17 protein-coding genes are annotated in these 14,842 nt (G+C 64.5%); 7 read left to right on the top strand and 10 right to left on the bottom strand.

Annotated features, from left to right (window positions below; genetic code table 11):
* Window positions 1–16 precede the first annotated feature (16 nt).
* From EPJ54_RS19135 to EPJ54_RS19125, 3 genes are read left to right on the top strand one after another with little or no spacing between them, the layout of a single operon-like run.
* Complete coding sequence (locus EPJ54_RS19135; RefSeq protein WP_135213372.1) at window positions 17–1,513, top strand: amidase; 1,497 nt, start codon at window positions 17–19, stop codon at window positions 1,511–1,513.
* Between the two features lie 46 nt (window positions 1,514–1,559).
* Window positions 1,560–1,964, top strand: coding sequence for a TIGR02301 family protein (locus tag EPJ54_RS19130; protein WP_135213371.1), 405 nt, complete (start codon window positions 1,560–1,562; stop codon window positions 1,962–1,964).
* Complete coding sequence (locus tag EPJ54_RS19125; protein ID WP_135213370.1) at window positions 1,964–2,191, top strand: hypothetical protein; 228 nt, start codon at window positions 1,964–1,966, stop codon at window positions 2,189–2,191. The genes EPJ54_RS19130 and EPJ54_RS19125 overlap by 1 nt, the downstream gene beginning before the upstream one ends.
* Here EPJ54_RS19125 and EPJ54_RS19120 read toward each other — a convergent pair.
* Together EPJ54_RS19120 and EPJ54_RS19115 are read right to left on the bottom strand one after the other, a co-directional pair.
* Entirely contained in the window at window positions 2,172–2,636 is a 465-nt protein-coding gene (locus EPJ54_RS19120; RefSeq protein WP_135213369.1) for a vgr related protein, read from the bottom strand. The two genes, EPJ54_RS19125 and EPJ54_RS19120, sit on opposite strands and share 20 nt — an antisense overlap.
* Window positions 2,637–2,756: 120 nt before the next feature.
* Window positions 2,757–3,596 (bottom strand): hypothetical protein, encoded by an 840-nt coding sequence (locus tag EPJ54_RS19115; protein WP_135213368.1) that lies wholly within the window; start codon window positions 3,594–3,596, stop codon window positions 2,757–2,759.
* A gap of 100 nt (window positions 3,597–3,696) precedes the next feature.
* On the opposite strand from EPJ54_RS19115, the gene EPJ54_RS19110 reads away from it, so the two are divergent.
* Window positions 3,697–4,212 (top strand): macro domain-containing protein, encoded by a 516-nt coding sequence (locus tag EPJ54_RS19110; RefSeq protein WP_135213367.1) that lies wholly within the window; start codon window positions 3,697–3,699, stop codon window positions 4,210–4,212.
* Here the strand turns inward: EPJ54_RS19110 and pyrC are convergent.
* Window positions 4,188–5,237, bottom strand: coding sequence for a dihydroorotase (gene pyrC / locus EPJ54_RS19105; RefSeq protein WP_135213366.1), 1,050 nt, complete (start codon window positions 5,235–5,237; stop codon window positions 4,188–4,190). The genes EPJ54_RS19110 and pyrC overlap by 25 nt on opposite strands.
* Window positions 5,234–6,157, bottom strand: coding sequence for a glycosyltransferase family 9 protein (locus EPJ54_RS19100; RefSeq protein ID WP_167755850.1), 924 nt, complete (start codon window positions 6,155–6,157; stop codon window positions 5,234–5,236). The genes pyrC and EPJ54_RS19100 overlap by 4 nt, the downstream gene beginning before the upstream one ends.
* Before the next feature lie 91 nt (window positions 6,158–6,248).
* Between EPJ54_RS19100 and ygfZ the strand changes: the two genes are divergently transcribed.
* Both ygfZ and EPJ54_RS19090 read left to right on the top strand, forming a co-directional pair.
* Entirely contained in the window at window positions 6,249–7,070 is an 822-nt protein-coding gene (gene ygfZ / locus EPJ54_RS19095; RefSeq protein WP_167755849.1) for a CAF17-like 4Fe-4S cluster assembly/insertion protein YgfZ, read from the top strand.
* A 71-nt stretch (window positions 7,071–7,141) separates the two neighbouring features.
* Window positions 7,142–8,260: a beta-ketoacyl-ACP synthase III gene (locus EPJ54_RS19090; RefSeq protein WP_135213363.1), complete on the top strand. Its 1,119-nt coding sequence runs from the start codon at window positions 7,142–7,144 to the stop codon at window positions 8,258–8,260.
* On the opposite strand, the gene EPJ54_RS19085 is transcribed toward EPJ54_RS19090, so the two are convergent.
* The 5 genes from EPJ54_RS19085 to EPJ54_RS19070 all read right to left on the bottom strand — a co-directional run bounded on the left by EPJ54_RS19085 (window position 8,257) and on the right by EPJ54_RS19070 (window position 12,496).
* A complete protein-coding gene (locus EPJ54_RS19085) occupies window positions 8,257–8,631 on the bottom strand; it encodes a hypothetical protein (RefSeq protein WP_135213362.1) in 375 nt (124 codons plus the stop codon). The genes EPJ54_RS19090 and EPJ54_RS19085 overlap by 4 nt on opposite strands.
* 50 nt (window positions 8,632–8,681) lie before the next feature.
* Window positions 8,682–10,520, bottom strand: a complete 1,839-nt coding sequence (locus tag EPJ54_RS19080; RefSeq protein WP_135213361.1) for a M2 family metallopeptidase — start codon at window positions 10,518–10,520, stop codon at window positions 8,682–8,684.
* Between the two features lie 49 nt (window positions 10,521–10,569).
* Window positions 10,570–11,058 (bottom strand): GNAT family N-acetyltransferase, encoded by a 489-nt coding sequence (locus EPJ54_RS19075; RefSeq protein WP_135213360.1) that lies wholly within the window; start codon window positions 11,056–11,058, stop codon window positions 10,570–10,572.
* Window positions 11,059–11,129: 71 nt separating this feature from the next.
* The gene (locus EPJ54_RS20295) at window positions 11,130–11,255 is read right to left on the bottom strand and encodes a hypothetical protein (protein WP_275574769.1); all 126 of its coding nucleotides are present in this window, start codon (window positions 11,253–11,255) and stop codon (window positions 11,130–11,132) included.
* A 38-nt stretch (window positions 11,256–11,293) separates the two neighbouring features.
* Window positions 11,294–12,496, bottom strand: a complete 1,203-nt coding sequence (locus EPJ54_RS19070; RefSeq protein ID WP_135213359.1) for an acyltransferase family protein — start codon at window positions 12,494–12,496, stop codon at window positions 11,294–11,296.
* A 179-nt stretch (window positions 12,497–12,675) separates the two neighbouring features.
* On the opposite strand from EPJ54_RS19070, the gene EPJ54_RS19065 reads away from it, so the two are divergent.
* Entirely contained in the window at window positions 12,676–13,443 is a 768-nt protein-coding gene (locus EPJ54_RS19065) for a LytTR family DNA-binding domain-containing protein (RefSeq protein WP_167755848.1), read from the top strand.
* Here the strand turns inward: EPJ54_RS19065 and EPJ54_RS19060 are convergent.
* Entirely contained in the window at window positions 13,440–14,720 is a 1,281-nt protein-coding gene (locus EPJ54_RS19060; protein ID WP_135213442.1) for a spinster family MFS transporter, read from the bottom strand. The two genes, EPJ54_RS19065 and EPJ54_RS19060, sit on opposite strands and share 4 nt — an antisense overlap.
* Between the last annotated feature and the right edge of the window lie 122 nt (window positions 14,721–14,842).

The following is a 14,842-nucleotide window of genomic DNA, read 5'->3' as shown; positions in this document are numbered from 1 at the left end:
GCGAGGGGAGACCATTATGAAATTTTCACGCCGCGCCTTGATGGCGAACGCCGCCGCTATGAGCGCGATGGTTGCGGGATGCGCCGGCGAAGGCGCGCCGCAGCCCTCCTCCGTGTCGAATGACGCGCTGGGCGATAGCGACGCGACCGGTGTGGCCGCGCGCATTCGCGCCGGTGAGATCACGCCGCAAGAAGCGCTCGAAGCCGCAATCGCGCGCAGCGAGCGTGTGAACGGGCAATTGAATTTTGTTGCAACGCCGATGCTTGAATACGGCCGCACACGCGCGGCTGAGCGCTTAGCCGGGCCGTTCGCCGGCGTACCGACTTTGATCAAAGATCTGATGCCGATGACCGGCCAGCCGACCAAGTACGGCAGCCGCGCCTTCGCCAGCAATGTCGCCGCCGAGCAGCCACCTTACATGGATGCGTTGCTGGCGGCGGGCCTGGTGCCATTCGGCAAATCGACCACGCCGGAATTCGGCTTAACCGCCACCACCGAAACGCTGAGCAATGGCGACACGCTCAATCCGTGGGATGTGACGCGCTCATCGGGCGGTTCTTCGGGCGGCGCGGCCGTGGCGGTGGCGGCGCGCGTTGTGCCGATCGCACATGCAAGCGACGGCGGCGGTTCAATCCGGATTCCCGCATCGTGCAACGGCTTGTTTGGCTTGAAGGCGTCTCGCGGACGGAGCGTGTTGGGCGGACGCCCCGATAGCGGCATCGATATTTCGGTGAATGGCTGCGAGGCGATCAGCGTGCGTGATAGCGCGGCCTGGCTTGCAGCGACCGAGCAAACCGGCGCAGGCGCTACGTTCTCTCCGGTCGGCGTGGTTGCAGGGCCGAGCACGCAACGTCTGCGCATCATCGTCGATATCCCGAACGCGCTCGGCAACGAGCCCGATCCGGAAGTGCGCGCCGCGATCGAGGACGTGGCGGAGCTCTGCCGCTCGCTTGGCCACCACGTGCGCGAACAGCGCGCCGGCGTGAACGGGCGCCAGTTCAGTGACGACTTCACGTTGCTTTGGGCGGCGGGCGCGGCGGAAGTTGTGGGGCTGGTGCAAAGCCAGGCGCCGGACGCGCCGCTCGATCAATTGCTTGAGCCGCTGACGATCGATCTGGCCAATCATTTCCGCCAGCAAGGCCCCGCGGCTTTGGAAGCGGCGATCGTGCGTCTGCGGGCGGTCGAAGCGCAGTACGAAGCCATGTTCGCGGATGTGGACGTGATGCTGACGCCGGTGCTGGGCAAGCCGCCCGTGCCGCTCGGCCAGATCGGCGGTCCGCGTGGGATCGCCGTGTTCGAGACGCTGCCGGATTATGTCGGCTACACGCCGCTTCAGAACGTGGCAGGCGCGCCGGCGATGAGTGTGCCGCTTTCGTGGTCGGCGTCCGGGTTGCCGATCGGCTCGCATTTCTCGGCCGCCAAGGGCCAGGAACGGCGCCTTTTGGAACTGGCGTATGAGCTGGAACAGGCTAGACCTTGGGCCAGCCGGCGCCCTGGGGTGAACGCGGGCTGAGTTTGAATTCCATACTCCCGCCCCGTTTGGATTTTACCGGGAAGCCATGACGATCCGCGCTCTTGCCTGTGCCTTCGTGCTTGCCGCCGCGTTGGCTGCGCCTGCGTTCGCGCAGCAGCAGCCCGCCCAGCCGCGCCCAGGTGAACCTGTTCGCGGCGAGGAATGGTATCGCGCTCAGCTCGTTGAGCTCTCCGAGGTGCTGGGCGGCTCGCACTATTTGCGCATCTTGTGCGATGGGCGCGGCGACCAACGCTGGCGCGATTATATGCGCGGCGTGATCGAGCGTGAGCCGAGCTACAACGCCCTGCTCGTCGAAGGCTTCAATCGCGGCTATCGCAACGAGGAAGCGCGTTTCCCCGTCTGCGATCAGACCACGCGGCAGATGGAAGCTGAATTGCGCGCCCGCGGCGTTCGCGTCGCGCAAGGCCTGCGCGCGCGGCACTCCAACTGATGGCGGACGTCGACACCGACAAGAAAAGCCGCGCCTTGGCGCTGATCCTCGATGCGTGGGAAGCAGCACTCGCGGAAGGCGCCGAGCCTGAAGTGATCGCATCGGTCGCGATCTATGCGGCGCTAGCGGATATGGTGGATCGGCACGGCGCGGAAGCCGTCGCTGGCTTCTGTGAGACGTTGCCGGCGCGGGCGCGCGCTGGCGAGTTCACGCTGAAGAGCGAATAGGCCACGTCGCTTCTAACCAATCCGCGTCCGGCATGCCCTGCTCGCGATAGTTGTTGCGGGCGAGGAAGAGATGCCGCGCGATTTCGGCTTGGCGTTCGATGTTGTACTTGCCTAGCTTCTGCGGCAGCGGCTTGTAGCGATAGGCGCCCTTGCCGAGCGCGCGCAATTTAGCGCCGGCGAGCACCACGCCTTTCGCGGCCTGCCAGACGTGCGTGAGTTCGTGCACGAACCAGCCCTGCTCATCGATCGAGGCCGACGCGAAATCGCGACGCGCGCGCCAGCGCGAAAACACGATCGTATGGCCACGCGGCACCATCGCGCCGAAGCCCAAAGCGCGCGGCGCCTGCAGCACGCGCACCCGCGGCCAATCGATCTCGTCGCCGAACATGGTGCGGCCGAGCTTGATTTCGCCAGGCGTCAGCGCGCGCCGGCCCCAGGTGGGCATGAAATCCGCCATCGCCCGCGATTGTGCGCGCAAGCGTGGCGAAAAAGAAGCGGCCCGGCTGGTGGGGCCGGGCCGCTGATGGGCGCGCATTTGGGAGCGGGAGGGCGCGCCGGAGCTAAATCAAGGCTCGCGGCTCACCTGGTATTCGCCAGTCTGCGTACGGGTTTCGCCGTCGCGGCCGGTGATGGTGCGCGAGACCACGCCCGTGCCGTCGCCATTGCCGACGCGCTCTTGATCGACCGAGCGGGTCGTACCGTCGGCGTAGGTCACATCGCGCGAGCGCGTGGCGCCGGTTTCGGTCCGGGTGCGGGTCTGATCCCAGCTGGTTTGGCCGCCGTCGCGATTGGTGATCACGCCAGAGGATGAGCATGAACCAGCGGCGCATGATGCGTTCGAGGCGCGATTTATCGATGTGCCGTCTTCGAACGTGGCGGACGAATTCACGCTGCGCACGCCGTCTTGGCGCGAGACGTCGCGTTGATAATCGATCTGGCCCGCGTGCGTGGTGTTGATATCACCGCTGATGGTGCGGCCGGTTTCGGTTTGCGTGGCGGTGAAGTCGCCCGTTTGGATACGGGTTTCGCCGTTACGGCCGGTGACTTCGCGCGACGCGGAATACGTGCCCTCGCCCGTGCGCAACACGTCCGTATCGACGCTGCGCTGCGTGCCGTTGGCGTAGGTCATTGTGCGATCGTGCGTATATGTGCCGTTCTCGCGGCTCCAGGCGCGATCATCTTGCGTGGAGCGTGTGCGGCCATTGGGGCCGGTGACGCTGCTGTCGCGCGAGCGTGAGCCACGTTCGCGCACGGTTTCGGCCGCGCCCGTAAACGTGCCGCGTTGAGTGGCGATTTGGCCTTGCGCGCGGCGGGTGCGGGCGTCGGCGTCATCGTACGCCGCTGAAATGGTAAGCGCCGTCATGGCGATGGCGGCGACGGCCGCGAAATTCTTGTTCAGGAGCATCTGTCCCTCTCCGATAAGCAATGTCCTCGCTGTTTTTCAAACGGGCGACATCGCCAAACCCGTCGCGACTTTTTGGGTTAAAGCGGCTAACCTTGTGGGCATGACCGCACCGTTTGAAATCTTGGTGGGCCGTATCGAAACCTTGGCGGTGGACGCCGTGGTAAACGCCGCCAATCGCCAACTCATGCCGGGCAGCGGCGTCGATGGCGCCTTGCGCCAAGCGGCAGGGCCAGAACTCACGCGCCATACGGCGACGCTGCCGCCGCTCGATGTGGGCGACGCTGTGCTGACGCCCGGCTTCAATTTGCCGGCGCAATACGTGATCCACACGGCGGCGCCGGTTTGGACCAATCCGGGGCCTGAGGGTGAGAAGGTCGCGGGGCTGGCGCGCTGCTACATGCAATCGATCGAACTCGCCGCGCAGCGCTCGTTCACATCAATAGCGTTTCCCTGCCTCGGCACCGGCAATTACGGCTGGCCCCGCGGCTTTGCCTGCGGCATCGCGATCGCCGCTTGCGAGCAAGCTCTGCCGCAAGCGCCCTCGCTCACGCGCGTGATCTTCTGCTGCTTTACCGAAAGCGACGCGTCGCTCTATCGCGCAGCGTTTGAAGGCTGAAGGCGCCACGCGAGCGTAGCGCCTGCGTGGAAGGGCACGATCTCCGTGCCGCCCGCGCTGATGCGGTCTGGCACGGATTGGGCGTCGCGCGTGAGCGTTATGCGCTCTTCGTTGAGCGGCAGCCCGTAAAAACGTGGGCCGTTCTCCGATGCGAACGCCTCGAAGCGATCCATCGCGCCTTCTTCGTCAAACACCTTCGCGTAAGCTTCGAGCGCGTGCGGCGCGCAGAAAACACCCGCGCAGCCACACGCCGTTTCCTTGGCGCCGACGGCGTGCGGCGCTGAATCGGTGCCGAGGAAAAACTTCGCCGACCCGGACGTCGCCGCTTTGCGCAGCGCCAAGCGGTGATGTTCGCGCTTCGCAACCGGCAAGCAGTAAAAGTGCGGACGGATGCCGCCGTCGAACATGGCGTTGCGATTATAATCCAAATGATGCGGCGTGATCGTCGCCGCGAGTGTGGCCGGGCCTTCCGCCACAAAATTCGCCGCCTCTTCCGTCGTGATGTGCTCCAGCACGATCTTCAGCGCGGGGAAATCGCGCACGAGCTTAGACAGGATGCGATCGATGAACACGGCTTCGCGATCGAAGATGTCGACGTGCTTGTCCGTGACCTCGCCATGCAACAGCAGCGGCATGCCGATGCGCTGCATCGTGTCCAGCGCACCGTGGATGTTTTTGATGTCCGTCACGCCGTGGCTTGAATTGGTGGTCGCGTGCGCGGGATAGAGTTTGCACGCGGTAAAGACGCCAGCCGCGAAGCCGCGCTCGATCTCGGCGGCGTCAATGCCGTCCGTCAGATAGCAAGTCATCAGCGGCTTGAAGGAAAGCCCCGGCTCAAGCGCCGCCAGAATGCGCGATCTGTAAGCCTCCGCATCCGCGACTGTCGTAACCGGCGGATTGAGGTTGGGCATGACAATGGCGCGCGCGAATTGCCGCGCGGTGAAATTGACCACGCCCGCGAGCATCGCGCCATCTCTGAGATGGACGTGCCAGTCGTCGGGCCGGCGCATCACGAATGTGCTCATCTTAAGCCCCCGGCATGCAGCAGATCGAGCGCGGCTGCTTCCACCGCGTCGATGCTGACATCCTCCATTGCGCCGCGCCCGTCTAGCTCCGGCTGCGCGGCGATTTGCTCCAAAGTGCGGCCGCGCAGTGTGCGCGTGCGCGGGCCATACGGCGCGCGCACCCGCTCGTCCGTGGGGCCGAAGAGCGTGAGCGTCGGCGCACCGACGGCGGCGGCGATTTGGGTGAGCGCGTTGTCGTTGCCCAGGCAAAGCGTGGCGCGCTCCATGAGCGCGGCGGCGGCGAGCAGATCCACGCCCGCGCCCAGATCAGCGGCGGGCACGCCGTCCGCATCCAGGCTCGACGTGATCGAGCGCGTGATCTCCGCATCGCGGGGCGCGGCGCCAATCGAGAGCACGCGCGCGTTGGCGATGGCGCCCGTGGCCAAGCGGCGCGCGACGGCGGCGAAGCGTTCGGGCGGCCAGCGTTTGGCGCTCGATGCGCCGCCGGGCGCGAGAATGATGAGCGGCGTCGCGTCCGGCGCAATCTCTGCAGCGCGCTGACGCGCTGTGTCGTCAAGCCAGAGCTTTGGCTCAAGCGCGCGCTCGACGCCGAGCGCGTCCGCCCAATCCTCTGCGCGATGGCGCACACGCTCGGGCGGCTTCAACGCGATGCGCCGCGTCGCGGGCAGCGCGCGGCCAAGCAAACCGCCACGTGCGTCGATCAAGACGTCGAAGCGCGTGCGCATGAGGCTGAGCCAGAGCGCAAAGCCTTCCGTCTGGTGCAACGCGACAAGGCCCGGTGCGGCGCGAAAAAGCGGCGCGGCGTCCGGCGCGCAAACGACGGTAAGCTGATCGCCCTCGCGCACTTCATGCGCCAGCGCGCCGGTGGCGAGCACGGTTTCGCCGAGGTCGGCGGGGGCGAGGAAGAGCATATTGGCCATGGGTATGCGGGGGTTAGAGACGGCCCCGGTAAAAGCCAAGTCAACACGCCGAAGACTTGCAGCGGCTGAGGCGAAAGGCCAAGTGGTCGCCATGACCGGCCCCACCCGCCTCGACCGCACCCTGATCCGCGTTTCGGGGCCGGACGCGCACAAGTTTTTAAACAACGTGCTGACGCAGGAACTCGACCGGCTGGACAACGAGCCGGTGGTTTATGCCGCCTTGCTCGCCCCGCAAGGCAAGGTGCTGGCCGATATGTTCGTGTGGGCGGAGGCCGACGGCGTCCTGCTCGACGTCGATCCGGCGCGCAGCGACGACCTCTTCCGCCGGCTCTCGATGTATAAGCTGCGTGCTGACGCGAAGCTGGAAGATGCAAGCGCGCAGCTGGATGTGCTGATGGGCGATGCGGCTTTTGCGGGCGCTGTCGCCGATCCGCGCTTGCCCGCGCTTGGCTGGCGCAAATTTGCACCGAAAAATACGACAATTACCGATGGCGCAGCAGCATTTGAAGCGCGGCGCATCGCGCTCGGCGTACCCGATCTGGCGCGAGACGCCGGGCCGGACGAGGTGTTTGCGCTGGAGGCGCTGCTCGATGAGCTGAACGGCGTCGCCTTCAACAAGGGCTGCTTCGTCGGCCAGGAAAACGTGAGCCGGATGAAGCGGCGGGCGACCACGCGCAAGAAATTCTGCCCCATCGTGTTTGAAGGCGAGGCGCCGGCTTATGGCGCGCCGGTGCTGGCGGGTGCGGCGGAGCTGGGCAGCGTGCGGACGGGCGCGAACGGCCGGGCGCTGGCCCTGCTCCGCCTCGACCGGGCGCTCGCGGCCGAGGCGCCGCTGACCGCCGGCGGCAAGGAAATCAGGCTCGATCCCCCGGAATGGCTGCTTCTACCCCCCGCCGCTGGGGCGGGTGATTGACGGAACTTGCCCCCAGGGTCTAACCGCGTGGGCCGTAGGCGGCTGGGGGCCGCGCCAGGGGACAGAGCGCTTTGACCGTCGTCATCTCCGCAACCGGCCTCTACACGCCGCCCTACACGATCTCGAACGCCGAATTGGTGGCCTCGTTCAACGCTTATGTTGAGCGCTTCAATGCCGAACATGCCGCCGCGATCGCCGCTGGCGAAAAGCAGGCGTTGCTGCCGTCGAGCGTGGAATTCATCGAGAAAGCCTCCGGCATCAAGCACCGCTTCGTGCTCGAGAAAGACGGCATGCTCGACGTCGAGCGGATGGTGCCGATCATTCCGGAGCGGCCGAACGAAGCGCTCTCCTTGCAGGCGGAAGTCTCAGTCGCGGCGGCCAAGCAAGCCCTGGAGCGCGCGGGACGCGATCCGATGGATGTGGACGCGGTGATCTGCTCGTGCTCGTCGCTGCAACGGCCGTATCCGGCGTTGGCGATTGAAGTGCAGAACGCATTGGGTGCGGGCGGCTTTGGCTACGACATGAATGTCGCCTGCTCCTCGGCGACGTTTGCGATCCAGAACGCGAGCGACATTATCCGCGCGGGCCATGCGCGTTCGGTGTTGGTGGTGAACCCAGAGCTCTGCACCGGCCACCTCAATCTGCGCGACCGCGACACGCATTTCATTTTCGGCGACGCGGCGGTGGCGATCCTCGTGGAGCGCGCGGATATGGCGCCGCCGGGCGCGTGGGCGATCCTCGGTACGAAGCTGCAGACGCGCTTCTCCAACAATATCCGCAACAATTTCGGCTTCCTCAATCGCGGCGACGAAGCGCATCGCGACGATCCCGACAAACTGATCACGCAACAGGGCCGCAAAGTGTTCAAGGAAGTCGTGCCGATGGTTTCGGAGATGATCCTCCAACACATGGCCGAGCTTGATCTGAAGCCGAGCGATCTGAAGCGCTTGTGGCTGCACCAGGCCAATTCCAACATGAACCGGCTGATCGCCGAGCGCGTGCTAGGTCACGAAGCCAGCCAAGAAGAGGCTCCAACCGTGCTCGACACTTATGGCAACACGGCCGGCGCAGGCTCGATCATCGCATTCCATCTGCATTCCAACGATTTCAAAGCCGGCGATCGCGGCCTGATCTGTTCGTTCGGCGCAGGCTATAGCGCCGGCTCGATCTTCGTGCAAAAAAGCGCCTAGCAGCGCTGCGAGATCCCGACGGAGCCATCAGGGTTGCCGATCAGCACTTGGTTCTGGTTCAGCACCTGCGCGCGCACTTGGAATGTGCCGCCCGCGCCTTGCATGGTGATGACATCGCCTTCGAGCATCCACGTGCCGGGCGCGCCACCGATCTCGTAGGTGCCGTCAGCGTTGAACTTGCTGACGGCGTTGCAATCCCCGTTATCGCCCCAGGCGCCGACGAGGAATTCACGCGTCAGCGGAATTTCGCTGGCTTGCGCGGCGGGCGCCGCGGTTTCGATAACGCTTGTGTCTGCAGCTGGCGCCTGCGCCGCGGGCGGCGAACACGCAGCGAGCATCAAGGCCACCGCAACAACACTTCCATGCTTCATGGCTTCCCCCCATGCAAAACGGGCGCTCCGGAGAGCGCCCGCGTCTTAAATCAATCCCAACCGCAATCTTGGCCGCGGTTTTGTTCTTCCATGTACGTCATCAAGGGCTGGAAGTAGCGGACCATTGAGCCGCCATCCATCTGGCGCGTGCCGGTGAAAGCTTCGAGCGCGTCCGGCCATGGTTGCGACGAGCCCATTTCCAGCATGCGGTTAAAGCGCTCGCCAACTTCGCGATTGCCATACACGGTGCAGCGATGCAGCGGACCTTCCCAGCCTGCTTGTTGGCAAGCCGCTTCGTAGAACTGGAATTGCAGCACGTAAGAGAGGAAATAGCGCAGGTACGGCACGTTGTTGGCGATGTGATATTTGGCGCCAGGATCGAAGCCCGCAGCCGAACGCTCAACAGGCGGACGAATGCCTTGATAGCGCTCCCGCAGGTCCCACCAGGCCGTATTGTATTGATCCGGCGTGATGCGGCCGTCGAACACTTGCCAGCGCCATTGGTCCATCGCCAACGCGAACGGCAGGAACGAAATTTTGCCGAGCGCTTGCTCCAGCAAGAGGTTCGTGTCGGCCGCGGCGGACGGCACTTGATTGCGGCGCAAGAGGCCAATCTCGACCAGATATTCCGGCGTGATGTTCAGCGCGATGAAATCGCCGATGGCTTCGTGGAAGCCATCATGCGCGCCGTCGCGAAAGAGAAACGGCTGCTGATTGTAGGCGCGTTGATAAAAATTATGACCGAGCTCGTGGTGGATGGTTTGGAAATGCTCTGCGTTGATCTGGATGCATTGCTTCACGCGCAGATCTTCGACGTTGTCCACGTTCCAAGCTGACGCATGACAAACCACATCGCGATCGCGCGGGCGCGTGAGCAGCGAGCGCTCCCAGAACGTATCCGGCAGCTCTTCCATACCGAGCGAGGTGTAGAAGCGCTCGGCCGCTTCTGTCATCGTCACTGGCGTGTAGCCGGCGCGGGTGAGCAGCTGCGTCGTGTCGTAGGTTTGCGCACTGCCGCGCGGGCGGACGATCGGCATCAAAGCCGTCCAATCCTGCGCCCACATATTGCCGAGCAGATCGGCGCGGATCGGGCCGGTGCGTGACTGGACCGCTTCGCCGTAATTGGCGCTCAAACGATTGCGCACGAAGCAATGCAGCTGTTCGTAAAAGGGCTGCATCTGGCCCCAGAGACGCTCGACCTCTTGCTCCATGTCGTCGGCCGGCATGTCGTATTTCGACAGCCACATCTGCGCTACGTTCTCGTAGCCGAGATCGCGGGCGCCTTCGTTGGCGATCTCGACCATGCGGGCGTAATCGTCATGCATGGGCGTCGCGACATCGTGCCATTCGGTCCACATCTCCTGCAGACGCGCCGGGTTACGCTCCGTGCCCATCAGGGTTTCGAGTTCGTCGAGCGTGACTTGGCGGCCCTGGTAGTCGATGCGGCCGGTGGAATAGATCGAAGCCAAGCGCGTGGTGATTTGCGACAGCTCGTCGGCCGCGCCTTCGCGTTGCGGCGCGGGCAGTGTGAGGCCGAGGCGCAGCATGTTGAGCTTGCGCTGCGTTTCGGGCGAGAGGTTCAAGCCCTGATAGCGCGCGGCTTCGCTGGCGATACGAACGCGGGTCTGGGTGCCTTCGGCGTCGGCGCGCTGCAGCAGCCATTCGGTGTCGTAATTGATATTGGTGCTATACACCCAAGCGACCCGGCCCTCGTATTCCGAGCGCGCCATCAATTCGCGCTCTGCATTGTCTACGAAGGCTTGCGCAGCTTCGGGCGTTGCAGCGGGCGCCGTGGCGGCCTGTTGCGTGGGCGTGGTCGCACATGCGGCCGCGAATGCGGCGATGGCGATCCAGGACGCCGCCGCCTTCAACAACGGTTTCGCGATCATCTTTTCCCCTCTCTCCAACGCCCGTTCGGTGTCTTGGGCGTTCCGTGACTTAAAGGCCTTCGGCGGCCAGCCATTCGATGCCGTCAGCCGACATCATGAATACCGCCGCTTGGCGCGGATGCGCCCCTATGGCGGCGAAGAAGCGCTGTGCGACTTCGTTTTCAACCCCTGTCGTGATCGCAAGCTCGCGCGCGCCCAGATCTCGCGCCCGCTGCGCCACCGCCGACATCATTTTGCGGGCGAGACCCGAGCGGCGGAACTCCGGTGCGACGTACAGCTCGCAGAGCACGACATTCGGACAGGCCCGGCGCGTGTCGTAGCTTTTGGTAATGATGGCATGGGCGACGAGTGGGCTATTGTGCCGCTCCTGCGCGACCCAGGCCTCAAACAGCGGGCTTGAGCCAAACGCGTGCGCTTTGATGCGATCGACTTCGAGCCCAGAGACGCCGCCCTCTTCAGCCGCCGCCGCCGCCGCCAACTTGGCGATCGCATCGGCATCGCGCGAAACGGCGCGGCGGATCTGGAAAACTGAATTCATACGTCTTGGTCATGTAAGACGCTCGAAGACGCTGGTGGCAAGCGAAACCGTGAAGCGGGCGTAGTGATCCGCTAGTGGTCGGCCCAGGGGCCCATCGGGCCGTCGTCGCCCCAGCCGCTGTCGCGCCGCGCCAGGAAGGCGCCCAAAAGCGTGAGGCCGACAACGACGCCAACCGCGATAAGGAACCAGAAGAACATTTCTTGCTCCAGGCGGCGGGATTCGAGCCCGCCAGAGGCTAGCGCGCCTCCCGTACAAGTATGTCGGGTTTGGTAACACGCACGTCCACTCCCTTCGAGGGCAAACCGATCCAGACGCGCAGCCAAGCAACCCGGCGCCCCAAATCGAAGAAAAGCCAGCAGCCCAAAGCGGTGGTTCCAATCAGCACTGGCGCTTCGATCCAGAGCGGCAGCTGCAGATCATCGAGATAGAAGCCGGCCACGACGATAATGGTCTGGTGGATGAGATAAAAAGGGAAGATCGCTTGTGTGAGCAGGCGCCGCATGGGCCCGTCCGCGTCGCGCAAATGGCGATGGGCAAAGCCGATGCAGGCCACGATCGCGCACCACGCCTCGAGTTCGCGCACAGCACGGAAGATCATGCGCATCCATTCCGGCGGCGTCTCGGGCGCGAGCGCAAAATATGTCACCAGCGCAGCCCACGAGGAGAGCGCGATGCCGAGCGCGACCCAGCGCAGCTTCATGCAGCGCGCGAAGAAGGGTTCGTGCTTTGCGATCGCGAAGCCGAACAGGAAAATGCTGAGATAAAGCGCGTGCAAATACCAGTCGGCCCTGAAATCGTGGCTCTCACCGAAGATCGGCATCAGCGTCACGCGCAGCGCGGCCATCACAAGCCAAGGCGTGAGGAAGAGGCCCGGCCCTGCGATCAGCACCGAAATGATTTTCGGCACGCGGCGCAGCAGCGGCGCCACCAGCACGAGCGCCAGCGTGTAAAGGATAAGGTACGCTACGAACCACATATGATTGTAGGTGGGTGTCGTGAGACAGCCGTCTGCGTCGCACCAATTGCCGGAGGCGGTGACGTAGCGCTGATAGAAATTCTCGACCGAAAGCGGAAACTGCGCCGCCTCCGCCGGCGGGTTCATCTGGATCGCCTCGACAACTTCGTAATAAGCCTGCGGCGGCACGATCACGAACACGGCCAGCAACAGCGGCGGCCAGAGCCGGCCCATGCGTGCGCTGGTGAAGCGCCAGGCGCTCATCTTGTCGACCATGAAGCGCGACGCAGCGCCGGCGACCAGGAAGAGCAGAGAGAGCCGCCAAGGATTGGTGAGCAGCATGAGCGGCTCGATCGCATCGCTCGCCCGGCTCGATTTCACGTGCCAATCCCAGGTCACGTAAAACATACCGCAATGGTAGAGAATGAGCAGAGCGAAGGCGATGATGCGGAGCCAGTCGAGGTCGTAGCGGCGGTCGTTCATGGGCGGGGATGTCTCCAAAAGCCCCCGCTTCTTTCGCGGCGGCTGCGCGCCGGCTAGTTTGGCGCCGCGCCCGGCGGCATGCGGGGACGAGCGGAGAAGCCTCGGTGACGAGCGGCGGGACAAGCGGGACGAGCGGTTGGGCCCGGTTTGAGTGGCGACCGTGGGCGTTTATCGCCCTTGTGTCGCTCGTCGTGGTGGCGGTGAACGCTTCCTCCGACTTTCTGGAGATGCGGCGCGCCGGGTTCGACTTCTATTGGTGGGAGCCCCTGCTCTGGGAAGTCACCAGCGCCCTCGTGATCGTGGCGATGGCGCCCTTGATTGGGATGGCCGTCCGGCGCTGGCCGCCGACGCAGGACAATCTCACCCGACCAGGCCTCATACATTTCGGGCTGACCGTCCCCTTCGCGATCGCCCACTTGGTCGGCATCTTCGTGCTGCGGGAGTCGGTCTATTGGCTGGCCGGCGCGCATTACGGCTTCTTCGACGAAGGTGTCGGCGCGGTGCTGCTCTATGAATGGCGCAAGGACGTGCTGACCTACGCCGTCATCGCCGCCACGTACTGGATTTTCGACTACATCGCCGCGCGCAAGCCGCTTCCCGCGCCGCCCGCCGGCGACGACCGCATCGAAATCCGCGACGGCGCGACGGCGGTGTTCCTGTCCCCTGTGGATATCCTCCTGGTGGAAGCAGCCGGCAATTACGTCGAATTCCACACCGCAGTGCGCACGCATCTGGTGCGCGCCACCCTGGTCGCATGGGAAGCGCGACTCACCGCGCGCGGTTTCGTGCGCGTCCATCGCTCGCGACTGGTGAACCGCACCAACATCATAGCGATCAAACCGACGGCCTCGGGCGACGTGGAGATCACTTTGAACGATGGGCGCACCATCGCCGGCAGCCGCCGCTATCGCGATGCGCTCGAAGGCAGCGCGGCGGTGGCGCCCTAACCCTCCATCTCGTCGCGGATCGTGCTGCGAGCCATCCAGAAGAGGAGCGCGGCGCCCAGGCCGGCGAAGGCGGAGACGAGCAGCGCCCAGCGCACGCCCTCGGCTTCACCCATGCCGAAAGTGATGGCGAACATATCGGACAAGGCGCCCACAGCGAGCGGGCCGAGGCCCAGGCCGATCAGATTGATGATGAAGAGCAGAACCGCGGAGGCCGTGGCGCGCATGTGCGGCGGCACGATGGTTTGCGCCGTGGCATAGACGGGCCCGTACCAGAGCGTTCCCAGAATGGAGCCGATGAGTAGCGATCCCAGCGCGAACGTCGCAAACGGCGAGAGGATGGCCAGCACATAAATCGGGATCACAGCGAGCGACGCGATCGCGGGCACGCTCACATAGGCGCGATAATCGCGCGCGCCGTATTTGTCGGCGATCATGCCGCCGAGAAACGCGCCGATGGCCCCGCCGATCCCGCCCATCAAGCCCAGCGCAAGCCCGAGAAATCCACCGGATTGCAGGCCGAACATCGCGGCAAGCGATGCGATCTCCTCGGTATGGTTGCGATAAAAGAACGAGGCCGCGAACGGGGCTTGGCCATAGCCGATGAAGGCTTTGATCGCGGCCGCGAACGACACGAGCCAGAATGTGCGTTTGCGTCTCAGCGTCGCGAGTGCAGCCTTGAATGGCTTTGCATCGCGCATCGCTTGCGCGCGCTCTTTGATGTCTGCGGCCGTTTGGCGAATGCGCGGCTCGACAAGCGTGAGCGCTGCAATGATCGCCAGCACAATGCCCGGTATGCCGCAGACGATGAACGCCATCCGCCAGCCATAGGCGTCCGCGATAATGCCGCCTAGCCCCATGCCGACCAGACTGCCGAGCGGCGTGCCCATTGAATAAAAAGCAAGCGCGGAGGCGCGCTTCTCCTTGGGCACATAATCGGTGATCAGCGAATGCGCGGGCGGCGTACATCCCGCCTCACCGACCCCGACGCCGATACGCGCGAGCAAGAGCTGGGTGAAATTCTGTGCAAGGCCGCAGAGCGCCGTGAAGCCCGACCACACAGCCAACGCCGCGCCAATGATGTAAGGGCGGTTGCCTCGCTCGGCCAAGCGCGCGATCGGCAGACCGAGCACGGTGTAGAACAGCGCAAACGCCAAACCGCTCATCGCTCCCAATTGCCAATCGAGCAAACCGAGTTCACGCTTGATCGGCTCGGCCAGGATATTGACGACCTGCCGATCGACGAAATTCATCACATAGATGACGAGCAACAGGCCCATCGCATAAGAGCGATAGCCTGGCGAAACGGCGCGCACCTGCGGCGCAGCCGCAGCGGCGGCGTCAGACAATCGGCTTCCTCCCCTTGTCGTTGAGAGAAAGCTTAGAGCGATTGGGAGGAACG

Source organism: Vitreimonas flagellata, assembly GCF_004634425.1.
In the GTDB taxonomy this organism is placed as follows: domain Bacteria; phylum Pseudomonadota; class Alphaproteobacteria; order Caulobacterales; family Aquidulcibacteraceae; genus Vitreimonas; species Vitreimonas flagellata.
Note: the sequence above shows the minus strand (reverse complement) of the source record. Positions and strands in the feature narration are given on the sequence as shown.